This window comes from Bradyrhizobium sp. CIR48 (genome assembly GCF_014198315.1).
Lineage (GTDB): Bacteria > Pseudomonadota > Alphaproteobacteria > Rhizobiales > Xanthobacteraceae > Bradyrhizobium.
The window spans coordinates 736,581-758,835 of the sequence record NZ_JACIHG010000002.1; the positions used below are offsets into that span (position 1 = coordinate 736,581).

General features: G+C 65.1%; 15 protein-coding genes and 2 pseudogenes. 10 read left to right on the plus strand and 7 right to left on the minus strand.

All coding sequences use genetic code 11. The annotated features are described in order from the left end of the window. Nucleotides 1-142 precede the first annotated feature (142 nt). The 3 genes and pseudogenes from GGD66_RS09885 (at nucleotide 143) to GGD66_RS09895 (ending at nucleotide 3,297) form a co-directional block, all read left to right on the plus strand. The gene (locus GGD66_RS09885) at nucleotides 143-1,843 is read left to right on the plus strand and encodes a hypothetical protein (RefSeq protein WP_183257531.1); all 1,701 of its coding nucleotides are present in this window, start codon (nucleotides 143-145) and stop codon (nucleotides 1,841-1,843) included. Nucleotides 1,844-1,920: 77 nt separating this feature from the next. Beyond that, nucleotides 1,921-2,220: pseudogene (locus tag GGD66_RS09890) on the plus strand (TetR family transcriptional regulator C-terminal domain-containing protein); the annotation flags it as partial. Nucleotides 2,221-2,421: 201 nt separating this feature from the next. Beyond that, nucleotides 2,422-3,297: a catalase gene (locus GGD66_RS09895; RefSeq protein WP_246788819.1), complete on the plus strand. Its 876-nt coding sequence runs from the start codon at nucleotides 2,422-2,424 to the stop codon at nucleotides 3,295-3,297. A gap of 23 nt (nucleotides 3,298-3,320) precedes the next feature. Here the strand turns inward: GGD66_RS09895 and GGD66_RS09900 are convergent, their stop codons facing one another. Then, nucleotides 3,321-4,253, minus strand: coding sequence for an AraC family transcriptional regulator (locus tag GGD66_RS09900; RefSeq protein WP_183257621.1), 933 nt, complete (start codon nucleotides 4,251-4,253; stop codon nucleotides 3,321-3,323). A gap of 402 nt (nucleotides 4,254-4,655) precedes the next feature. Between GGD66_RS09900 and GGD66_RS09905 the strand changes: the two genes are divergently transcribed. The 6 genes and pseudogenes from GGD66_RS09905 (at nucleotide 4,656) to GGD66_RS09930 (ending at nucleotide 9,846) form a co-directional block, all read left to right on the plus strand. Next, nucleotides 4,656-5,615 (plus strand): AraC family transcriptional regulator, encoded by a 960-nt coding sequence (locus tag GGD66_RS09905; RefSeq protein WP_177237001.1) that lies wholly within the window; start codon nucleotides 4,656-4,658, stop codon nucleotides 5,613-5,615. A 21-nt stretch (nucleotides 5,616-5,636) separates the two neighbouring features. Continuing rightward, nucleotides 5,637-5,972 (plus strand): annotated as a pseudogene (locus GGD66_RS09910) (helix-turn-helix transcriptional regulator); the annotation flags it as partial. 97 nt (nucleotides 5,973-6,069) lie between these two features. Beyond that, nucleotides 6,070-6,390: a hypothetical protein gene (locus GGD66_RS09915; protein ID WP_104463432.1), complete on the plus strand. Its 321-nt coding sequence runs from the start codon at nucleotides 6,070-6,072 to the stop codon at nucleotides 6,388-6,390. A 125-nt stretch (nucleotides 6,391-6,515) separates the two neighbouring features. Then, on the plus strand, nucleotides 6,516-7,721 hold the full coding sequence (locus tag GGD66_RS09920; protein WP_183257532.1) for an NAD(P)/FAD-dependent oxidoreductase: 1,206 nt from the start codon (nucleotides 6,516-6,518) through the stop codon (nucleotides 7,719-7,721). Between the two features lie 87 nt (nucleotides 7,722-7,808). Further along, entirely contained in the window at nucleotides 7,809-8,762 is a 954-nt protein-coding gene (locus GGD66_RS09925; RefSeq protein ID WP_183257533.1) for an MBL fold metallo-hydrolase, read from the plus strand. Nucleotides 8,763-8,892: 130 nt separating this feature from the next. Continuing rightward, on the plus strand, nucleotides 8,893-9,846 hold the full coding sequence (locus tag GGD66_RS09930) for an MBL fold metallo-hydrolase (RefSeq protein ID WP_183257534.1): 954 nt from the start codon (nucleotides 8,893-8,895) through the stop codon (nucleotides 9,844-9,846). A 74-nt stretch (nucleotides 9,847-9,920) separates the two neighbouring features. On the opposite strand, the gene GGD66_RS09935 is transcribed toward GGD66_RS09930, so the two are convergent. From GGD66_RS09935 to GGD66_RS09945, 3 genes are all read right to left on the minus strand, one after another. Then, nucleotides 9,921-12,503, minus strand: a complete 2,583-nt coding sequence (locus GGD66_RS09935; protein ID WP_183257535.1) for an EAL domain-containing protein — start codon at nucleotides 12,501-12,503, stop codon at nucleotides 9,921-9,923. Between the two features lie 157 nt (nucleotides 12,504-12,660). After that, entirely contained in the window at nucleotides 12,661-13,962 is a 1,302-nt protein-coding gene (locus GGD66_RS09940; RefSeq protein WP_092253379.1) for an MFS transporter, read from the minus strand. Between the two features lie 103 nt (nucleotides 13,963-14,065). Next, nucleotides 14,066-16,456: an EAL domain-containing protein gene (locus GGD66_RS09945; protein ID WP_246788800.1), complete on the minus strand. Its 2,391-nt coding sequence runs from the start codon at nucleotides 16,454-16,456 to the stop codon at nucleotides 14,066-14,068. A 328-nt stretch (nucleotides 16,457-16,784) separates the two neighbouring features. On the opposite strand from GGD66_RS09945, the gene GGD66_RS09950 reads away from it, so the two are divergent. Further along, the gene (locus GGD66_RS09950; RefSeq protein WP_183257537.1) at nucleotides 16,785-17,951 is read left to right on the plus strand and encodes an ABC transporter substrate-binding protein; all 1,167 of its coding nucleotides are present in this window, start codon (nucleotides 16,785-16,787) and stop codon (nucleotides 17,949-17,951) included. Between the two features lie 6 nt (nucleotides 17,952-17,957). On the opposite strand, the gene GGD66_RS09955 is transcribed toward GGD66_RS09950, so the two are convergent. From GGD66_RS09955 to GGD66_RS09965, 3 genes are read right to left on the minus strand one after another with little or no spacing between them, the layout of a single operon-like run. Then, nucleotides 17,958-18,935, minus strand: a complete 978-nt coding sequence (locus GGD66_RS09955) for an NAD(P)-dependent oxidoreductase (protein ID WP_183257538.1) — start codon at nucleotides 18,933-18,935, stop codon at nucleotides 17,958-17,960. 12 nt (nucleotides 18,936-18,947) lie between these two features. Next, nucleotides 18,948-20,822 (minus strand): TRAP transporter large permease subunit, encoded by a 1,875-nt coding sequence (locus GGD66_RS09960; protein ID WP_246788801.1) that lies wholly within the window; start codon nucleotides 20,820-20,822, stop codon nucleotides 18,948-18,950. Then, nucleotides 20,822-21,853: a TRAP transporter substrate-binding protein gene (locus GGD66_RS09965; protein ID WP_183257539.1), complete on the minus strand. Its 1,032-nt coding sequence runs from the start codon at nucleotides 21,851-21,853 to the stop codon at nucleotides 20,822-20,824. The genes GGD66_RS09960 and GGD66_RS09965 overlap by 1 nt, the downstream gene beginning before the upstream one ends. Between the last annotated feature and the right edge of the window lie 402 nt (nucleotides 21,854-22,255).

Sequence of the window (22,255 nt, forward strand, 5' to 3'; positions counted from 1 at the left end):
GGGCGATTAACTCATCATTTACGCCAAATGATTGCCGAAGAAGTTTGGGCAACGTCGGCGCAGGACTTCCGGATAAGAGTAGCAGCCCAAAGCAACCACAACCTCATTGACCGGACGCCGGTCGTTCGAGAGCCAGCTTCTCATGCGCATCCTGGGGCAGATCGTCGTTGGTCTTCTCATCCTGACCGTCGCGTTCGTACTGCTCGGCGTGGTACAATTCCCGGTGTTAATGCTCGCCTTCGTCGCCCCGACGATCGCAGGCCTGATGAATTTCGTCTGGTTCGCGGTGATGATCGGATTGGTGATCTATGGGATGGCGCGATCGAAGCCGGGATTGGCGCTCTCGCCTCTTGTTTTCATCGCAATATGGGCCGGCGCGTCCGTCGTCGGCCAGTGGCGGCTGCAGAAGAGTATTGATCCGAAGGTATGGGATCGCCCGATCAGTCCAGAAGCCAGCGCTCAACGCACGCTGATCGTGAAGTCGCCACCGACCGTCGACAACAAGATCGTCGCCGATGGTCGTGTCGATCGCCTGATCAAGCTGCGGCTCGACAGTTCAAACCAGAAGATTTCCAGCATTGAAGAGGTTTCGCTTGCGAGGGGCGATGCGTGCTCGGCCGAAGAAAAGCAGGCTTCGCAGCAATTGCAGAACGAGCGGCGTTCTGACGAATGTTTCAAATGGCGCAGCCTCGCCGAGATACCCGACGGTCTGGTGATCGAGCAATTCTACCGGATCGGCGTCAACAACGGCGGCTCTGGCTGCTGCAATGAGACTCAAGCTAGATTGCGGACCGGCGGCCAGGAGCGACCGCTGTTCTCGTGGTATCAGGGACAAGCCTACGTGCTGTCCTATTTTCCGCTATTCGGCTTCTTTTCCCCTTCGACACGCCCTTGGGAAATCGGCTCCGGGATCTCCCATCCCGTACGGTACGGGCTCGACGAGATCGATTCCCCGAAGATGATCAGCGCGATCTACGGCGTCACTCCTCCTTACGCCTCGGACCGCGGCGGGCCTGTGCCGCTCGCGACGTTGAGCGCTTCGGAAACGCTGGATCAGGCGCAGACATTTGCGAAGCTGGCCAATGTCAGCCCGAAGAGCGTCGCAGCTATGCTGATTGCAGCGCGGGACAAGGGCATTGTCGACCAGCGCTCGATAGATGCCGCCACGTCTCTCGTCGGACGTGAAAGCGAGGGCTGGACGGCGGTGACGGATTTTGCGAAGGGCCTCACCAATGACCAGACCGCATTGCTGGTCGAGAAGGTGGTGCAGCGTCTCGAGACACCGGGCATCTGCGACGAATGTATCGCCAGCCAATCGGTTGCCAACCCCTCCCTGCGCGAGTGGAAACTGAGTGAGCGGCTGCCAAGTGCCCAGGCGTTGCTCGACCGGGTCATCCGGATCTTCGTGGAACACCACGATCTTGCGACATGGCAATACGAGGGCTGCTTGAGGATCATTACGAGTCTTGGGCCTCAAGGCTATCCGGCGGCGCGCAACTATATGTACAAGAGCGTTCGCCCGCTGATTTTTTTCGACGACACGCTGGCCTATTCCGACAAGGCCATCGCAATGCTGCGAGGCACGCACGACCGGCCATCCAACGAGGTCGTCAGGCTTGCCGCGAAATTCGACTTGGTACGCGACCGTGATCTGAAGGAGTATATGACCCGGATTTGGAGCGGCGAGCTGACAAGCCTGCCGCAGAGGAACGCGTCGCCGGAGACCTACGCCATCGCCACCAAGGCCTGCGCACGCATCGCGCGGATTTCGGACCCGGTTCTTCGCGCCGAGAAATTCGGGGTCGATTGCCCCGTGCCTCAATCCAGCCGCGCGCCGAAATGAACCCGGGCTCGTGAACGACCAACCTCAATCTCGATCTGGACAAGCGCCTTCTGGCCCGCGGCGTAATCGGGCCGATCCGCTCGCCGCTGCTGCACATGGAGATGATCCTGTTCGTCGCCCGCGCCGAGAAGCGCCGTCCCGAGCTTGCCAAGCGCCTGCGCGCGCGGCGCAAGCTGGTGGCCGACATCGTCGAGGCGACGTTGAAGAGCAACGGACGCAACGACAATCTGAATCCGCCCTGGATGGCCTCCGTCGTGCTGGCGCTCGAAGACGGCTTTCGCCTGCACCGGCTGATCGATCCCGAGACGACGCCTGCGGACAGCTTTCTGCGGGCGATCACGGATTTGCGGCGGAGGACGGGGCTGGCGTCGGACTAGGGGGCGGCGTCTTCATAGCGCGCGGCGGCCCCGAGCAAGCGAGCCGCGAGATTTGTCGCAGGATCGGACAAGGCGCGCCCGCTTTGGGAAAGAAGCTCGATCCGCCCTGCGTCACAAACGAGCGCCATCGTTCGAACCTAGGGTTTCGTCCTGCCTCAGTTCCCCAGCGGCGCTGCCACGCCGACGTCTGTTGTCGATGCCCTGAAGGCGGTTGCCGGGCTTCCGCCAAAGGCACGGGCGAGCTTTGCCTGGGGCCAATGCGTTCGCGGCACCTACACCCCGTCGCATCAGGCCAAGGAGATCACCAGATCCCGCAGCTTCACCAAGCCGTCCCGGGTGCTGGCGCGGTTCTCGGCGGACGGCTGCACCCCGGATGCGGTGGTCACTGACAGGTGCTCGCTGCGCGGCTTCAGCTTCCGGCTCGGCAGCGGGGATCAGCGCTCCGAGATCTTCACCCAGAGCGCCCCGGTTCATTTCGCCAGAACGCTCGACCAGATGCTGGCGTTCCTCCAGGCGCGCATGCCGGGACCGGACGGCAAGCAGGACATGGCGCAGGTCGAGGCATTCTCCGCCGCCAATCCCGAAACGCTGCATCAGGCAAGCTACCTTGCCGTGCACCCGCCACCCGCAAGCCTTGCGTGCACGACCTATTGGGGCGTGCACGCCTTTCCCGCGACGAATGCAAAGGGCGAGACACGGTTCATCAAATTCAAGGTCGCGCCGGTCGGCGAGGAAGGCAGGCCGCCCGAGGACGCCGCCGCACCCGAGTCCCCCGGCCTTCTGCGCGGCGAGCTCGAAGCCCGGATCGGGGCACGCGATGTCAGGTTCAGCGTGATGGCGCTGCTGGACCGGCCCGGCGACCCCATCATGGACGTGACCGCGCGTTGGCCCGATGAGGATGCGCGCGAAGCGGTGCGCCTCGGAACGATCGTGATCACGGGCACAGAATCAAACGAGGCGTGCGACGGCTCCGCGTTCAATCCGGCCAATCTTGCCGACGGCATCGGCCAGCCGCCGGACGAGATGTTTGCAGCGCGCAGCGCCGCCTATGCCATCTCTCAGGCAAGGCGCCGTTGAGCGGATGGCGTCTTGAGCCCGGATCACGTTTCGCTTTCCGGCACGCCCTGCGCCTCGCGGCGCCATATTCCCGGGCTCATCCCGACCACCGAGGAAAATACCCGGGTGAAGTGGCTTTGATTGGCGAACCCGGCCGATATCGCAATCTCCGCCAGCGACAGGTCGCGCACCGTCATCAATTGCTTGGCCGTGTCCACGCGCTGGCGCAGCAGCCATTGGTGCGGCGGCAGGCCGGTGGAGACGCGAAATGCACGCGAAAAATGACTGACGGAGAGATCGAACTCGGCTGCGATCTTGTCCAGTGAGAGCTTTCCGCGGAGATCGGATTCCAGCCTTTCGCAGGCCCGCTTGACCTGCCAAGGAGCAAGGCCGCCGCGCGCCGGCTCGGCGGCGCACCGCAATCCGCCGTAGGTCGTCGCAACATGTGCGGCGAGCGCGAGCATCATGTGGTCGATGAAGAGCTGGTTGGCCTCATCAGGCTGGCGCAATGCCGCCAGGAACGATGCGCCGAGATGGCGGATCGTCATATCGTCATGGCCGACGCCGGGCTGATAGGCGAGTTCGCCAATCCTTGGCGCGCCGCCTTGCCTCGCCATGTCGTCCAGCACTGAACGGGGCAGATAGAAAAACAGGGAATGGAAAGGCTTGTCGATCACGTAGCGCGGATCGCGTTTCAGGTCGTACAGGTATGTCGCGCCGGCTTGGATATCGCTCTTGATTACGCAGCGGCCGCGCTCCCAGCACTCGCAATCGGCGAAATCGCGAAATTTCAGGCCAACGAGATAGGCGTCCTCCGAGGGCATCGAATCGGAAAGACGCGGCATTGGATGGTCATCCCGGGTTTCGGTGACGGCGAGCTCCGCGCTGCGCAGCGAACGCGTGGCCAGCGTTGGCGGCGCATCTTTCAGATGCAGAAACCGTTCGACCTTCTGCGCGAAGGCAGCTGCCTGTGTCATGGCGGGAATCTCGGGCGTGGATCTCGTGTGAGAGGAGACTTGGGAGCGCGGCGCCATCGCCAAATCACGCCCAATTATCCGACATCGCCAAGCGGCGGTCCAGACCAGCGCGTCGGAGCGACAGCCGCATGACGGCCCGCCGCATTTATTGCCTCAGACCGCCTTTCACGAGCAATTTCAACGAGTTTTGATTTCTCTCGCGCAATCCCGGTCAATGCCTTGGCCAGCGCATCGCCGGTCCATCGTGCGTTTGTGAAAGCGCGCGCCGGCTTGGAGCAGGATCGGACAAGGCATCACCGCTTCAGGAAATACACGGAACCTTCGCAGCGCATAGAACACGCGCCGACCCGTACAAGTACGGACACTGATCGAAAGCTTGAGCTGATCAGGAGGAGCCACGCAATGACCGGGAGCACTGCACTCATGCGCAATCCCTCGCACCAGGGCTTGCCACCCCCGCCGGGCTCACAGCCGCACGATCGCTCGAGCTCCGAGCGACGCGCCGATGCGGAAATGGCGCGCGTGCTCGGGACCGAGCCACTTCGCATGGCACTGGACTCCTCCGGCGCCGGGATTGCCCATTGGAAACATGATCGATTGCACGACGTCGTCAAGCCCATGAGCCACCACGTGATCATGGCCCATAACGGCATGGTGCAGCGCATGGAGCGGCGGACAGGAAAATCGGTTGCGATCGGCACGTTTCGTCGCGGGGTCGTGGTCATCATTCCGGAAGGATCAAGCTCCCGCTGGGACATTCCGAAGCCCGTGGATGTGGTTCAACTGTATCTTCCCGATGCAACGTTGAAGCGCGTTGCTCGCGAAGCCGAGATCACGGGAACGAACGAGCTGCTGGAACGGACGGCGCATCCTGACCCCATTACGTCTCGGCTGCTCCTGAGCGCGGCTGATACGCTGGGAGGCAACGAAGCCCTGGATACGCTGTTTCGGCATCAGCTGACGGATCTTCTGGCCACGCGCCTGCTGGTTGCGCACACAGGTTCGCCAGCCACGCTCCAGCCGACCATGGGCGGGCTGTCGCCGAAGATCCTGCTCCGTGCGATCGAACGATTGCGCTCGGACAGCGATGCGGACGTCTCGCTCGATGCGCTGGCTTCCGATGCCGGACTATCGCGCTTTCACTTCTGCCGCGCCTTCAAGGAGAGCACCGGCCTTTCCCCGCACTCGTGGCTGCGCCAACACCGGCTCGAGCAGGCCATGAAGATGCTGCGCGACAGCGACGAAGCGGTCGTCTCGATCGCCGCGGCGCTGGGCTATTCGTCGCAGACGGCGTTCGCAGCAGCCTTCAGGAAGCTGACCGGCGAGACGCCGAGCGACTGGCGCAGGCGGCACGCGCGCTAACGAGCCCCGCCGATCCGGTCCGTCATCGGCGGACTGTCAGCGACGACACTGAACCGCGCGATCCAGCGCCTGCGGTTCGAAGTCGAGGCGGACCTGTCACTCGCCGCGCTGGTGTCGGATGCAGGGCTGTCCCGCTTCCATTTCCGCCGCGCGTTCGAGGAAAGCACTGGACTTTCACCGCATGCCTGGCTGCGCCAGCACCGGCTCGAGCAGGCCATGAAGATGCTGCGCGACTCCGACGATTCGATCGTCTCGATCGCAGCTGCGCTTGGCTATTCCTCGCAAACGGCATTCGCAGTCGCCTTCAAAAAGCTGACCGGCGAGAGCCCGAGCGACTGGCGCAGGCACAAGCGTTAGCAGCAATCGCGATGCAACCACGGCAATCGCTCTGGCGCGGCGGCAGATTCGATCCGCTAGACCATCACCGTGCCAGACCAATCGACGGAGACCGAAGATGACCTGGAAAAACTTCATCAGCCGGCGGGTGATCGCTTCGCGACGCCGAGGCCTTGCAACCGCAACATTGTACGGACTCTCGCTGGCCGTTCGCTTCACGTCGGCGACGGGCGAGCAGGTCGAGATTCCGGCGCAAGCCATGCATCCGACCTACCCGCTGGTGTCCATCATGACCCGGGATGGCTCCGGTCTTCCCTACCAGGACTGGGGCCCGAGGACGACTCAGCCGGTCGTCTTTCGTCAAGGTTGGCTACGCCAAAGTTCATTGCACCAAGGCTGGCCATCGAGTTCGCCGCTGTCGCGCTGCGCCGCGCCTTAAGGCCGGCGATTCACTTCACCTCTTCGTGCCGTCACCGGACGCTGCCTCAAGCGGAGCAGCGACGGGCGCGCGCACGGACTTTCGAAACGCAGAGATCGAAAACGCAGAGATCAAGGAGTAAACTCATGCGACTGGTCATCATCGGCGCCGGCTTTGCCGGCATGTACGCCGCCCTTTCCGCCGCCCGCCTGCGCGAGATCCAGGGCGTCTCGCCAGAGCAGCTCGAGATCGCGCTGGTTGCCCCCGAGCCGACGCTCGTGGTTCGCCCGCGGCTCTATGAACGAAAGCCCGAGACCCTGACGGCACCCCTGCTCGACGTGCTCGAGGCCATCGACGTCAGCTATGTGCAAGGCATTGCCGAGACGGTCGACACCAAATCGAGCATGGTCAAGATCGCCACGGCGAAGGGCACGAAAAAGACGCTCTCTTACGACCGCCTCGTCGTGACCACCGGCAGCCGGCTGTTTCGCCCGAATATCCCGGGTCTCGCCAAGCACGGCTTCAGCGTCGATTCGCTCGAGGATGCGATCACGCTGGACAAGCATCTGCATGGCCTCGCCAAGCGGCCCGCCAGGAACGGGCGCGACACGGTCGTCGTCGCCGGCGGCGGCTTCACCGGCATCGAGGCGGCCACCGAAATGCCGGCGCGGCTTCGCGAAATCCTCGGCACGAGCGCAAAGACTCGCGTCATCATCGTCGAGCGCAACAATGCGATCGCGCCCGATATGGGCGCAGGCCCCCGCCCGGTCATCGAGGAAGCCCTGCGCAAGGTCGGCGTGGAGACACGGATCGGCGCCGGCGTCGCCTCGCTCGATGAATCCGGCGTCACGCTATCGAGTGGCGAGCACATCGAAACCGAGACCGTGATCTGGGCGGCGGGCATTCGCGCCGCGCCGTTGACGACGCAGATTCCCGCCGAGCGCGACAGTTTCGGCCGGTTGCTTGTCGACCGCTGCCTGCAGGTGACAGGCGTTCAGGGCGTCTTCGCGGCCGGCGATGCGGCGCGTGCGGCCTGCGACGACGAGGGCAATTACGCGCTGATGTCGTGCCAGCACGCCACGCGGATGGGCGCCTTCGCCGGCAACAATGCCGCAGCCGAGCTGCTCGGCCTTGCGACAAGGCCTTACCACCAGAAAACCTATGTCACCTGTCTCGACCTCGGCGAAGCCGGCGCGCTGTTTACGCGCGGCTGGGAGCGCAACGTCGAGATGGTCGGCGACGTCGCCAAGAAGACGAAGCGGGAGATCAACACGGTCTGGATCTATCCGCCGCGCGCCGAGCGTGCCGCCGCGCTCGCGTCAGCCGATCCGGAACGCGTGACTGATCTCTAGACGCCCACCTGATGACGGCCGCGCTCCTGCGGGCGCGGCCCGCTGCAGCCCCTCAACAATCCACATGCGAACAAAGGAGTCTCAAAGATGAATCAGATGATCTCTCACGCTCAAAAGGAGACGAACATGAACCTGCACGACACCACACATTTCGACAGAGCGCGGTCCGACGAGCTGGTTCCGTCGCGTTATGCGCTCCGTGTCGGCGAGATCGACGTGATGGTGATCAGCGATGGCGTGTTGACACCGCCCGCGGAGTCGATGGCCACCAACGCCGACCCGGCTGCACGAGGCGCGTGGCTGGACGACATGTTCCTTTCGCGCGACGCGTTCGATTGGGCGCTGAACGAAGTCGTGGTGCGCAGCGGCGACCAGACCATCCTCATCGACAGCGGGCTCGGTGTGGAGTACCCGGACTTTCCGCGAGCCGGGCAGCTCGGCTCGCGACTCGATGCTGCCGGCATCGATCTTGGATCGGTGACCGATGTGGTGCTGACCCACATGCACTTCGACCATGTCGGCGGGCTGCTCGTCGACGGGGTGAAAGAGCGGCTGCGTCCGGACCTGCGGATTCACGTGGCTGCGGCCGAGGTCAAGTTCTGGGGAGCGCCCGATTTCTCCCGCACCGCCATGCCGCCCGCGCTCGCCGACTTGGCTCGGCGCGCATCCAGCCAGTTCCTGGACGCATACCGTAGCCAGTTGCGCATTTTCGAGGAGCAGCACGAAGTGGCGCCGGGCGTGGTCGTCAGGCGCACCGGCGGTCACACCCCCGGGCACAGCGTGGTCCGCCTGGCGTCCGGCGGCGACCGGCTGATGTTCGCCGGCGATGCCATATTCCCGGTCTCGTTTGATCATCCCGAATGGCACAACGGCTTCGAGCACGATCCCGAGGAGGCGACCCGCGTCCGGATCGGGCTCATGCGCGAGCTGGCGGAGACGGGCGCGTGGCTCGTCGCCACGCACATGCCGTTCCCGTCGATCGGCCGGGTAGCGACCGCAGGCGACCTGTTTCGTTGGGTCCCGACCTGGTGGGACTACTAACCGCGTGTTGGATCAGGTCGCCCCAGAACGCCCCAATCTCCGAACACCTCAAGGCATTGACCGCACTGCCCACGGCAGACGCGCGGTCACTTACTGAACTGCGTCAAGGCAGAACGAAGGAGCTTTCAAGATGAACCAGACGATCCGTAACACTGAGGAGACGAACATGAACCTGCACCACACCACACGCCCCGGCAAGCCGGGGTCCCAAGAGCTGGTTCCTTCGCGCTACGCGCTGAAGATCGGCGAGATCGACGTGATGGTGATCAGCGACGGCGTACTGACGCTGCCAGGCGCGATGCTGGCCCACAACGCCGACCCGGCCGTCCGCGCGGCGTGGCTGAAGGACATGTTCCTGCCGCCGGACGCGTTCGATTGGGCGCTGAACGTGGTCGTGGTGCGTAGCGGCGACCGGACCATCCTCGTCGACGCCGGACTAGGATCCGACCCGGACTTGCACTTGCCGCGGGCCGGCCAGTTGAGCAAGCGACTGGAAGCCGCCGGTATCGATCTTGAGTCTGTGACCGACGTGGTGCTGACGCACATGCACATGGACCACATTGGCGGGCTGCTCGTCGACGAGGTGAAGGAGCGGCTGCGCCCGGACCTGCGCATCCACGTGGCAGCCGCCGAGGTCGCATTCTGGGAGGCGCCCGATTTCTCCCACGTCTCGATGCCGCCGGGATTCCCGGACGCGCTTCGGGCGACCGCCAAGCGGTTCGCGAAAGAATACCACAACCAGCTGCGTACCTTCGAGGACGAGCACGAGGTGGCACCGGGCGTGGTGGTCACGCGCACCGGTGGCCACACCCCCGGGCACAGCGTGGTCCGCCTGGCATCAGGCGGCGATCGGCTGACATTCGCCGGCGACGCCGTGTTCACTGTCGGGTTCGACCACCCCGACTGGCACAACGGCTTCGAGCATGATCCCGAAGAGGCGGCCCGCGTCCGGGTCCGTCTTCTGCGCGAGCTGGCGGCGAACGAAGAACTCCTCGTCGCCACGCACATGCCGTTCCCGTCCATCGGACGGGTCGCGGTCGACGGCGACCACTTTCGCTGGGTGCCAGCCTTCTGGGACTACTAACCGCTCGTCGGGTTAGAGCCGGGGGTGCGTACTCACCGCATGAGTGAGTTCGCACCCTGTGTTCGGCGCGGCCCCTAAGCCGACCGCCTTACGGCGTCGCTGCCTGCCGGCGCAACATCCAGCCGCCCCAGCATCGCCCTCGCCTGCTCGGCGCAGTGCTCGATCAGCCAGCGCTCGAACGCCACGGGGGGAAGTGCGGGGGCGTAGAAGAAGCCTTGCACGACGTCGCAGCCGAGCTCGGCCAGGGTCTTGCGCTGGCCTTCGGTCTCGACGCCCTCGGCGACGACGGTCATGCCGAGGCCCTGGCCGACGCGCACCACGGCGGTGGCGATCGCGAGCGCGCCGGCGTCACGCTCGATATCGCGCATGAAACTGCGGTCGATCTTCAATTCGCGGATCGGCAAATGCGCGAGACGGCTGAGGCTGGAATAGCCGGTACCGAAATCGTCCAACGAGAGCCCGACGCCGAGCTCGCGAATCGCGTTCATCGTCTCGAGCGCAGCGACGCCGTCCTGCATGAAAGCGCCTTCGGTGATCTCCAGCATCAAGGCGTCCGCCGACAGATCGTATTCGGAGAGAATGTCCTTGAGCCGCGCGGCCAGCGTGACGTTGCGGAAATTGATCGGCGACAGGTTGACCGACACGCTAGGGACGTTGAGCCCGGCGCGGCGCCAGCTCGCCATCTGCCGGCAGGCCTCGCGCACCGACCACAGTCCGATCTGCTCGATCAGGCCGCACTCCTCGGCGAGCGGGATGAATTTTGCCGGCGAGACGTCGCCGAGCACGGCATCACGCCAGCGCGACAGCGCCTCGACGCCGTGGATGGCGCCGTCGCAGCTGCGGATCTGCGGCTGGTAGCTGAGGGTCAGTGTGCCTTCGGCGATGGCACGGCGGAGCGCCGCGATCAGCGCCAGCCGCTGCTCGGTGAGCCCGTTCATCTCGGCGCTGAAGATACGATAGGTCGAGCGGCCCGCCTGCTTGGCCATGTACATGGCGGCATCGGCCTGCTGCATCAGTGTGTCGATGTCGGTGGCATGGTCGGGATAGAGGCTGATGCCGATGCTGGCCGACATCGGCATCAGCTTCGATCCGAGCTTCAAGGGTGCAGCCAACGCCTCCGTGATGTCGGCCGCGACGCGCGCGGCGCTCTCGGCGTTGCGTTGCGGCAGCAGGATGACGAACTCGTCGCCGCCGAGCCGTCCCAGCATGTCCTCGGGGCCGATCTGCTCGCGCAGGCGCTGGGCGAGTTGGATCAGGAGCTCGTCGCCGGCGGCGTGGCCGAGCGTGTCGTTGACGTCCTTGAAATGATCGACGTCGAGGAAGGCCAGCGCGACATGGCTGCCGGTCGGGCAGGCATCGATCGCCGTGGTGATCAGGTGGCGCAGCTGCGCGCGGTTCGGCAGCCCGGTGAGAATGTCGTGATAGGCGAGCCGCGCGATCTCGGCGCGCGCTTCCTTGCGCTCGATCGCGAAGGCGCCGAGATTGACGCAGGCCTCGACGATGCGCCGGTGCCAATTGCTGGGTGCGCGGGGCTCTCGATAGTAGAAGGCGAAGGTCGCGATGACCCGGCCGTCCTTGGCCTTGACCGGCGTCGACCAGCAGGCGCGCAGGCCGATCGCGAGCGGCATGGCCTTGTAGGGCTGCCAGCGCGGATCGGTCTCCAGATCGGTCGCCAGCACCGGTTCGCCGTAGAAAGCGGCGGTGCCACAGGAGCCGACATCGGGGCCGATGGCCACGCCGTCCAGCGCGCGGGAATAATCATCGGGCAGGCTGGGGCCGCCGAGCGGATGGATCAGGCCCGCGGCATCGACGTGAAGCAACGAGCAGACCACGTGGGGCGCGATCTCCTCGACGCGACGGCACAGCCTGTCGGCGATCTCGCCGATCGGCACCTCGTCGGCGAGCGCGCCCATGATGAGTTGCTGGAGCGAGCGCAGCTGCTTGGTCTCGGTGATGTCCTCGAGCAGCGCGAAGATGTGCTTGACCCGGCCCTTCGTGTCGCGGAAGGCATCGATCCGGGCGCAGACCCAGATCTCCTCGCCGTCCTTGTCGTAGACCAGCACCTCGGCTTCGCCGCGGCGACCGCCATGCATCAGGCGCTTGATGAGCTTCGCGATGGCCTTGCGATCGGTATGCCGGCCGGCGATCAGCTCGCCAGCGCGGCGGCCCTCGGCCTCCGCGTTGGTGTAGCCGAACAGCGTCGTGAAGGCGGAATTGACATAGACGATGTTCTGCTCGGTGTCGCTGATGATCACCGCCCGGTTGGTCTGGTCGGAGACGGCGTGGAGAAGCCCGATCCTGACGCGGCGCTCAGCTTCGATGGTGACGTCACGCGCAAACAGGATGTAATGATTGACGCCGCCGATTTTCACGGAAGACAGCGCGATAGCCGCCCTGATGCGGCTGCCGTCACGGCGCACGAGACTGATCTCGTCCCGGAGATCGGCCACCGGATCGGCCTGAAGGCATTTGAGGGCGAGAATTTCGGCATCGCGACCCAGCACGTCGGTGCGTGCCAACTTCCAGATGCGCTCCGCGGCGGCGTTGAAATGAGTGATGCGATGCGCGTCATCGACGATGACGACGCCATCGTCGGCGCGTTCGAGCGCGGCTCGCAGCACGTCCGGATTTTCAGTGAGACAATCGAAGGCGGACATCGTTTGACCCGGCGATATCGGGAAACTACGGCAAGCGGTCCGACGCTAACGCTCCGATGGTGTCCAAGTCGTTTTTTGCCGCGTCATCGCTCCTCGCCAAGAGGCGGCATGCTTAACGATCCGCGAAAACGGCGACGGTATCTTGATGCGTGCGGAACTAATCCGCGCCGGTTCCCGCGTGAAGCTTGTGCAGCCGGCCGGCGACGGCCCGCACCTTGCGCGGTGCGGCCTGCCAGATCGAGAGCGCCGACAAGGCGCTCACGATCATCGCGATGGCGAAGGCGAGCGTGTAGTCACCAGTGCGATCGTAGAGGAAGCCGGTCACCCACGGTCCGGCGGCACCGCCCGCCAACGCCGCCAGCATGATCGTGCCGAAGATGCTGCCCTGGTGCTTGCCCTGGAAAATCTCGAACACCACCGCACCCATGATCGAGGTGAGGCCGTAACCGAACGCGCCTTGCGTGAACACCATCACGTAGACCAGCCACAGCGACGGCTGGAACTTCAGCGCCATCAGCGCCGCAAAGCAGATCACAAAGCCGGCGCAACTGATCGCCCACACCCATTCCCGCCCGATCCGGTCGGAGACATGGCCGAGCAGGATCTGGCCGGGAATGCCGAGCAGGCTGACGATGCCGAGCGCCCACACCGCGACACCGGGACTGAAGCCGATGTCGAGCAGGAATTTGGTCTGGTGCACCTGCACCGCGTACCAGATGTACAGGCCGCAAAAATAGCCGAGTGCGATCCACCAGAACCGCGCGGTCGCGACGGCACGTTTCAGCGTCCAGTCGGTCCCGACCCAGACGGGATCGACGACATTGGAGATCGGCTCGGCCGCACCTGCGGCCGGGACGACATCGCCGTCCGGCTCGAGGCCGATGTCCTGCGGGCGCTTGTGCAGCAGCAGATTGACCGGCGCCAGCACGACCAGGATGAGCAGGCCCATCGCGGTGCAGGCGGTGCGCCAGCCGGTCTGCTCGATCATGTGCTGCACCCATGGCAGCAGCGTCACCGAGCCGATGCCGACGCCGGCAAAAGCGATGCCGATGGCGAAGCCGCGCTTGCGGATGAACCAGTTCGGCAGGAACAGCGACTGGCCGGAATAGCCGAGACACACCGACCCGGCACCAACCATGACGCCAATGGTGACATAGAGATGCCAGGGCGCGCTGGTGAGCGGCGCAAGCAGCAATCCGCCGCCCATCAGCACGACGCCGAGCTCCATCACCGCGCGCGGGCCGGCGCGGTCCATCAGGCGGCCGATCAGCGGGCTGACCACGCCAGACACCACGAAGCCGAAGGAGAAGGCGCCCGCGGTGACGCCGCGCTCCCAGCCGAATTCGGAGATGATGGGAGGAAAGAACAGTGAAAAGGCGGTACGCGCGTTGACGCCGATGGCCATGGTGACGAAGGTCACGGCGACCACGACCCAGCCGTAGAAGAACGGAAGCCGCATGTTGTGCTTATTTCATCCCTAGACGATCCTTCCGACCATCTGGAGATGTCCGGGTCAAGCGCTTTTCGCGCATGCCCCTTGAGCGAGATGCGTCAGGGAGATCTCAGGCGGCGTCGCGCCGCGAGGGTTTGGCCGGCGCGTCGAACAGGATTCGCTCGATCGGCTGCGGGCGGCCGAACAGATAGCCTTGCGCGAAATTGACGCCGAGCGCCTTCAGTCGCTCGTACTCCTCGCGGGTCTCGACGCCCTCGGCGGTGACCGACATGTCCAGCCCGCGCGCCAGCGTCACGATCGAGGAGATGATGGCGGAGCTGCGCGGCTGCTGGGTGAGGTTGCGGATGAACGACTTGTCGATCTTGATCTTGTCGAACGGGAACGCCGTCAGATAGCTGAGCGAGGAATAACCGGTGCCGAAATCGTCGAGCGCGAGCTCGACGCCGAGCTGCTTCAGCCGCTGCATGAAGGCGTGGTTCTCGACCCCGCGCTCCAGCAGCACGGATTCCGTGATCTCGATCTCCAGCCGCTGGGGCGGCAGGCCGGAATCGGCGAGCGCCGCGCAGATCACCTCGAACAGCCGGGCCTCCTTGAACTGGATCGGCGACAGGTTGACGGCGACCGCGAGATCCGATGGCCAGCCGGCCGCATCCGCGCAGGCGCGCCGCAGCACGAATTCGCCGAGCGGCACGATCAGCCCGGTCTCCTCCGCAAGCGAAATGAACTGGTCCGGCGGGATCAGGCCGCGTGTCGGATGCCGCCAGCGCACCAGCGCCTCGAAGCCGCGCCGCGCGCCGCTGAGTGCGTCGACGAACGGCTGGTAATGCACCTCCAGCTGGCACCGCGCGATGGCGTCGCGCAGATCCCCCTCCAGCGTGTTGCGTGCCTCGAGCTCGGCCGACATCGCCTCGTCGTAGATGGTGAAGCAGTTGCGGCCTGCCGATTTCGAACGATAGAGCGCAAGGTCCGCCTTCTTCAGCAATTGCTCCTGATCGCTGCCGTGATCCGGCGCGATGGCGATGCCAATGCTGGTGCCGATCTCGACGCGGTGACCAGGCAGCAGGAACGGTTCGGTCAAGAGCTTGGCAATCCGCGCCGCCAGCTCGGTCGAGCAGGCGCGCTGATCCTCGCCGGTTTCCTGGATGATGGCGAACTCGTCGCCGCCGAGCCGCGCCAGCACGTCGTTGGCGCGCACGGCGGATTTCAGCCGCTGCGCTACCTGGCGCAGCAATGCATCGCCGGCGCCGTGGCCGAGCGAGTCGTTGACGTTCTTGAAGCGGTCGAGATCGAGCATCAGGATCGAGAACGGCAGGCCCCGCACGCTGAGCTGGCTGTTCATCTCGTCGAGCCGGGTGAGGAAGAAGGCGCGGTTCGGCAGTCCGGTCAGGATGTCGGTCTGGGCGAGCTCGAGCACCCGCCGGTTCGCCAGCGACAGTCGCCGCGAATTGCGGCTCGCGAGCATGAGATAGGTCGACAGCGACAGCGTCAGCAGCATGCCGACGATCAGCACGGCGCCGGCGCGATCGTAAGTCGTCTCCAGCGGACCGCCGGCGGTTGGAACCGCCCGCACCTGCCAATCGGTGTCGCCGATCTTGAGGCTGCCCGCCCAGTGCAGCGCCCGCGCAACGTCCCGCATCGATTGCGGCGCCGTGGCCGCCGACGAATAATCCGGCAGCATCTGCTCCAGGCTGACGATCTGCGCCGTGAAAGGCGGATAGACGTTCATGCTGACCGCGGGGCTTGCTCCGGTCGTGACGCGAATTGCCTGGATCAGCAGCGGCATGTCGAAGATGCCGACCACGAAGCCGGCCAGATTGCGGCGCCGATCCGCGACCGTATCGCGCGAGGTCCCCTTGGCGTAGACGGGAACGGCAACGAGGACGTCGGGCAGCCGGCCGCCCTCCTTCGGTTCGAACAGGCGCGTGCGAATGGCTGCGACCTTGTCGTTGTCGCGGGCGCGCTCCAGCACCGCGCGGCGCTCCGGGACGGTGGCGTAATCCATGCCGTAGACCGCCGAGGTCTTCGGCTGGGTCGAGTAGAACACCGGAAAATATTCATCGGTCTGCGGCGCCGTCGCAAAGCCCGCGCCCTGGAGCGACTTGATGCGATAGCCGGACACGCCGTCCGCGATCGCCGCGGTCTCGTATTCGGCGCGTTCCTTGCGGTTGACGCGCGGCAACCAGGCGATGCGCAGCATGCCGGGATGGCGCTCGAACAGACGGGCGCTGAAGGTTTCGAACTCGCTGCGGGTGACCTCGTCGTTGGTCGATTCGAACAGCGTGCGCAGCGCGACGAGCCGGGAAATGTATTCGCCCATGCCGTTCTGCATGACGATCGCTTCGGTTTCGGCCGCGTTCTCGAACTCGATCCTGTTGACGCGATCCTCCCACCGCGCCACGGCGGCCGCGCCCACGACCGAAAACAGAAGACCGACGCCGACCGCGACGAGCGCAGGGCGATACAGCCCGAGCAGCGGCGCGGCACGCCACCATCCGGTCATACGCCTCCGATCCTGATCGTTCTGATCGCGATCGCCCATCTTGAAGCCGCCGTCCCCCTGTCCGCGACGAACCGAACCTCTGGTTGAGGTGCCGGCGCCGCTATCGGAACAAGACCGCGGTTAAGAACTGCACAATTTCGGAACCCCTCCATTCCGCAACGCGTGAATTAGTTAATGAAGTGCCCGAATGATCCGGCATTCTGGAAACAAGTTGCCGGTTTTGCCCGGAGTACTACGGGCTGCCGACACGTCGCCGGTTAGCGAGCTATTCAGGCTCGCAGGAATATGTTGCGCAAGGCTCCTCCCCATCATTCGGCAAAACTCCCTGATGTATCGATTTCGATCAGCGACATCCCTCGTCCTGGCCAGCGCGCTCCTCGCCGCGACCGTGCTGGCGGCGAGAGCCGACGAGGCCGGCGTCAGCGAGGATGCGATCCTGTTCGGCCAGGCCGCCGCGCTGGAAGGGCCCTCCTCCGCGCTTGGACAGCGCATGCGGCAAGGCATCGTCGCGGCATTCACCGAGATCAACGCCAAGGGCGGGGTCCACGGCCGCAAGCTCCAGCTCATCAGCCGCGACGACGGCTACGACCCCGACCGTTCGGTGGCGCAGACGCTGCACCTGATCGACGACGACAAGGTGTTTGCGCTGATCGGCGCGGTGGGCACGCCGACCGCGATGGCGACAATTCCGATCATCAGCGCCAGGAACGTTCCCTTCATCGGCCCGTTCAGCGGCGCCGAATTCCTCCGCGACCTCGAGCTTGCCAACGTCGTCAACATCCGCGCGAGCTATGGTGCGGAGGCCGAGGCGTGGATCAAGCACCTCACCGAGGATCGCCACTTCACCCGCATCGGCATCTTCTACCAGGACGATTCCTTCGGCCGGGACGGTCTGGCCGGCGTCAAGCGCGCGCTCGCCAAGCGCGGCCTCGAGCTTGCCGCCGAGGGCACGTTCGAGCGCAACACCCGCGCGGTCACCGCAGCCTGGCGGGTGATCAGGCGCGCCGAACCCGAGGCGATCGTGATGGTCGGGACCTATGGGCCCTGCGCGGAGTTCATTAAGCTCGCGCACCGCAGCGGTTTCCATCCGACCTTCGTCAACGTGTCCTTCGTCGGCGCCAATGCGCTGGCCAAGGAACTCGGCCCCGAGGGTGAAGGCGTCATCGTCTCGCAGGTCGTGCCGTTTCCATGGGACCGCTCGCTCAAGCTCGTCGCCGACTACCAGGCGGCGCAGAAGGCGTTCGATCCGACGCTGACACCGGACTTCGTGTCGCTGGAAGGCTATCTCTCCGGCCGGCTTGCGGCCGCGGCGCTGGAAAGGGCCGGGCCGAACCCGACGCGCGCGAGCCTGCTCCGCGCCATCAACGATGTCGGCCGCTTCGACATCAGCGGCAGCGCCGTCAATGTCGGCATCCGCATGATCGATGCGCCGCCGAAGGTGTTTTTGACGGTGATCCAGAAGGACGGAACGTTCAGGGCGGTGGACCGGCTATGAAGCCGCTCACGGCCGCCGCGTCCAGCGGTCGGCATTGACGGCACCTGACGGGATCTCGCCCTTGACGATTGCCTCGACCTGCCGAACCGTTTCCAGCGACTGATATTCGATCGCCTGCGGCGTCAGCCCGCCGACATGTGGCGTCGCGATGACGTTGGGAAACTTCGCCAGCTCCGGCGTCGGCATCTGGTCGGGCGCGCGGCCGACATCCATCGCCGCGCCGGCGATGCGATGCTCCAGCAGCGCGCGCGCCAGCGCCGGCTCATCGACGAGATTGCCACGCGAGAGGTTGATGAAGACGGCATGCCTCTGCATGCGGGCCAGCGCCGCTTCGCCGATCAAATTCTCGGTCTGCTCGTTAGCGATCGCGAGGCAGACGACGTAGTCCGACGCGGCGAGGAGCTCGTCGAGACCGACCTGCCGGATCGCCGCGTCGCTGACGGTTGCGAAGGGATCGGCGACCAGCACCTCCATGCGCAGCACCTTTGCGACCTCGACGAGATAACGGCCGATGCTGCCGTAACCGATAATGCCGATTTTGCTGCCCGCGAGCTGGCGGCCCATCCGCGCCTCGACCTTGCGGCCGGCCTGGTAGTCCGCCGTCGCCCGGGATATGCCGCGGGAGAGATCGACCATGAAGCCGAGTGCGAGCTCGGCAACGGCCTGCACGAAACCGGGCCCGGCGCGGGTCACGAGCACGCCAGCGTTTGAAGCCGCTTCCACATTGACGTTGCGGATATCGACCGCGCAGCGGACGAAGGCGCGCAGACGCGGCAGCGCTGCGAAGATCTCGCCGCGCCCTTCGGTCATGCGATCGGCAACGATGATGTCGACGTCTTTCGCCGCGCGCACGAGGCCGGCGGCGTCCAGGGTTTCGTCGCTCTCGTGCAGGATCACCTCGGCGGCCGCGCGTAGGCCGCTCAGGCTGCGATCGCCATAGTAATTGCGCCGCATCTCCGGTGTGTGAGCGAGCAGAACCTTCACGTCAAAACTCCTTCAGTAGCCGAATGCCCGTGGCAGCGCGGTGCTCAGCCATGGCACGAAGGCGATGACGAGCAGGCAGAGGAACAACAGGCCGAGATAGCCCATGATCGGCTTCACCGTCTGCTCGATCGGCACGTTGCCGATCAGGCAGGCGCCGTAGAGCCCGAGCCCGAGCGGCGGCGCGAACAGGCCGATGCCCATGGCGATGACCAGCACGACGCCGAAATGCAGGGGATCGACGCCGAGCTGCACCGCGACCGGCAGCAGCAGCGGCCCGAAGATGATCAGCGCGGCCGCGCCCTCCAACACCGAGCCCATCACGATCAGCACGGCGATGGCAAGCAGGATGAACAGCCAGACGCCTGAGGTCTTCGACAATCCGAGCATGAAATCGCCGACCGCATGGGGCACCTGCTGCAAGGTCAGCGTGAACGCGAGCGACTGCGCGGCAGCGACGATGAACAGCACGAGACCGGCGCGCGTCGCCGCCTGCACGAAACTATGCGCGGCCGATTTGAAGCTGAGCTCGCGGAACACCACGCTGCCGACCACGAGCGCATAGGCCACGGCAAAGGCCGATATCTCCGTCGCGGTGGCAAAGCCGCTCTTGAAGCCGAAGAAGATCATGAAGATCAGGCCGAACGAGGCGATCGCGCCGCTCCAGAGCCCCGACACCGGCATCTGCGGCTCGACGTCCTCGACCTTGTCCGGCCGCTTGCCGAAGATGATGGACACCGCGATCAGAACCAGCGCCATCAGCGCCGACGGCAAGAGACCGGCGACGAACAGGCCGCCGATCGACAAATTGGCCACAAAGCCCAGAATGATCAGGTTGATGCAGGGCGGGATGGTCTCCGCCATCACCGCGGACGCCGCCAGCAGCGCCACCGCGCCGCCGGGGTTCTGCTTCGAGCGGCGCGCCGCCGGGATCAGCACCGAGCCGACCGCGGCAACATCGGCCATCTTCGAGCCAGAGATGCCCGAGAACAGCACCATCGACGCCACCATCACGACGTTCAGCCCGCCGCGCATGCGCCCGACCGCGCGCTGCAGCAGCTCGATCAGCCGCACCGACATGCCATTGGCTTCCATGAGGTAGCCGACGAGGATGAAGAACGGGATCGCAAGCAACACGAAATTGTCGATGCCGCGCGCCATCTGCTGGGCGAAGATGACACCGGGCAGCGCGCCCTCGACCCAGATGAAGATGAGCGCGGCGAGCGCCAGCGCAAAGCCGATCGGCAAGCCGCCGAACAGTGTCACGAAGAAGCCGATCAGCATCAAGGTGCCCGCCGACGGCACCGAGGACGGCGACAGGTAATCCCAGGCAAGATAGAGCCCGGTGATGACGATGACCGCAACGAGCCCCCTGACGATGTCGGGCAACGGCCTTGCGCAGAGATGGTCGATCGCGAACACCGTCATGAACAGCGCGCCGATGCCCATCGGATAGAAGGTCAGCTCCAGCGGCAGGCCCGAACCGGTGGTCTGTCCCGCCGTGAGCGAGCCCAGCTTGATGGCGTTGTAGGCGACGTAGCCGGAGATCAGCACGACCAGCAGCGCGCCGGCGGCATCGACCGGCGCGCGCAGGCGCAGCGGCAGGAGATCGCGGAAGAACGACACGCCGACATTCTCGCCGCGCGCGAGCGCGCTCGCCGCACCGAAGAAGGCCGAGCCGACCATCAATCCGCGTGCGACGTCGTCGGACCATTCGACCGGCGCGTTGAAGAAGAAGCGCAGCAGCACCGAGACGCAGACCACCACGAGATCGGCGGCGAGCAGGATGGCCGCGATCGCATCGCTGAGCCGAAGCAGCAGGGCGATGCTGCCGTGACGGCCGGCCGAAACGGGCACGGCGGCCGTCACCACCATCTCGGACCTGGCCATCAGGCTTGCGTCGTACGGATGATGTCGATGACGGCCTTGGATTCCGGACGGGCCTTGATGAAGTTCTCGATCTGCGGCGCGACGCGCTTCTTGAAGGCCTCGCGGTCGCATTCGGCCACGGTCACGCCCTTCTCGGTCAAGGCGGCCAGCGCCTCCTTCTCGACTGCAAGCCCATGCGCACGCGTGTCGGCCGCGGCCTTCTTCGCGGCATCGAGAAAGCCCTCGCGCAGCTTCGGGTCCATGCGGTTGTAGGTCATGTCGCTGAAATAGATCGCAAGCGGCGAGAAATTATGCTGCGTCAGGGCGTAGAATTTGGCCGTCTCGAAGAACTTGCTGGCCAGGATCGTCGGCGGATCGTGCTCCAGGCCGTCAAGCACGCCGGCCTGCAAGGCCGTGTAGATCTCGCCGAAGGCCAGCGGCGTCGCGGCGGCGCCCATCAGCCGCAGGCATTCCGTGATGACGGGGTTCGGCAGCGTCCTGATCTTGAGGCCGGCGAGATCTTCCGGCGTTTTCACCGGCTTCTTCGCCAATACGCTGCGCGAGCCGAAATTATAGGCCCAGGCGATGATGCGGATGTTGCCGCCCTTGAGCAGGGCGTCCTCGATCGGCTTGGCGGCGCCGGCATCGAACGCCTTGGTCTGCTGCGGGAAGCTGGAGAACAGAAAGCCGAGATCGTAGGTGCCGACCAGCGGCACCAGATTGGCCGAGATCGAGGAGCCTGACACCATGAGATCGATGACGCCGAGCTTCACCGAGTTGATGACGTCGATCTCCTGGCCGAGCTGGTTGTCGGGGAAGAAGGCGACCTCGATTTGCTCGCCGAGCCCGTTGCCCTTCAAATTTTTGACGAGGTTGTCGTAGTAGACGCGACCGTTGGCGAATTTGGGATCGTTCGGCAGCGAGGAGGAGCATTTCAGCTTGAGCGTCGCGGCTTCGGCGCGGCCGATGATGGCGGGGGAGAGCACGAGGCCGGCGGTGACCGCCGCGGATGACTTGATGAACGCGCGACGGTTCACGGGCACGATGGTCATGGTGCGGTCTCTCCCACATTATTTTTGTTCGCCGCGGTCGTTGCCGTGGCCTGTTGCGCGGACTTTATGGCCAAAGCGACGGCGCAGGCAAGCGGGCGGCCGGCCACCGCAGAGCGTGCGCGAAGTGCGTTGGGAAGTCCGTGAGCGCTCCGAAACGGCTACGATTCCCGGGGATTTTGCGATAGTGATCGGCCTGCGGCCATATCCGCGCAATGGGCCCCGTCGCGTCGAGCCTGCATCAATCCAATTGGAGCATGGATCAATGCGTGATTCACATGGATGGGGCTAGACCGATGCATCGCGCATGGGCCGGCGCCTGCCCCATTTTGCCGCAGCGCGCAGCGTGATCCAGCGCACAGACGGCGTCATGGCGCAGACGTAGAAAAGGTGCCATCATCGCAA

What these genes read in the sequence shown, in the direction of transcription:
- GGD66_RS09885 (WP_183257531.1), top strand. Translation starts at nt 143, where the DNA reads ATGCGCATCCTGGGGCAGATCGTCGTTGGTCTTCTCATCCTGACCGTC.
- GGD66_RS09900 (WP_183257621.1), bottom strand. Translation starts at nt 4,253, where the DNA reads ATGACACAGGCAGCTGCCTTCGCGCAGAAGGTCGAACGGTTTCTGCAT.
- GGD66_RS09905 (WP_177237001.1), top strand. Translation starts at nt 4,656, where the DNA reads ATGACCGGGAGCACTGCACTCATGCGCAATCCCTCGCACCAGGGCTTG.
- GGD66_RS09915 (WP_104463432.1), top strand. Translation starts at nt 6,070, where the DNA reads ATGACCTGGAAAAACTTCATCAGCCGGCGGGTGATCGCTTCGCGACGC.
- GGD66_RS09920 (WP_183257532.1), top strand. Translation starts at nt 6,516, where the DNA reads ATGCGACTGGTCATCATCGGCGCCGGCTTTGCCGGCATGTACGCCGCC.
- GGD66_RS09925 (WP_183257533.1), top strand. Translation starts at nt 7,809, where the DNA reads ATGAATCAGATGATCTCTCACGCTCAAAAGGAGACGAACATGAACCTG.
- GGD66_RS09930 (WP_183257534.1), top strand. Translation starts at nt 8,893, where the DNA reads ATGAACCAGACGATCCGTAACACTGAGGAGACGAACATGAACCTGCAC.
- GGD66_RS09935 (WP_183257535.1), bottom strand. Translation starts at nt 12,503, where the DNA reads ATGTCCGCCTTCGATTGTCTCACTGAAAATCCGGACGTGCTGCGAGCC.
- GGD66_RS09940 (WP_092253379.1), bottom strand. Translation starts at nt 13,962, where the DNA reads ATGCGGCTTCCGTTCTTCTACGGCTGGGTCGTGGTCGCCGTGACCTTC.
- GGD66_RS09945 (WP_246788800.1), bottom strand. Translation starts at nt 16,456, where the DNA reads ATGACCGGATGGTGGCGTGCCGCGCCGCTGCTCGGGCTGTATCGCCCT.
- GGD66_RS09950 (WP_183257537.1), top strand. Translation starts at nt 16,785, where the DNA reads ATGTATCGATTTCGATCAGCGACATCCCTCGTCCTGGCCAGCGCGCTC.
- GGD66_RS09960 (WP_246788801.1), bottom strand. Translation starts at nt 20,822, where the DNA reads ATGGCCAGGTCCGAGATGGTGGTGACGGCCGCCGTGCCCGTTTCGGCC.
- GGD66_RS09965 (WP_183257539.1), bottom strand. Translation starts at nt 21,853, where the DNA reads ATGACCATCGTGCCCGTGAACCGTCGCGCGTTCATCAAGTCATCCGCG.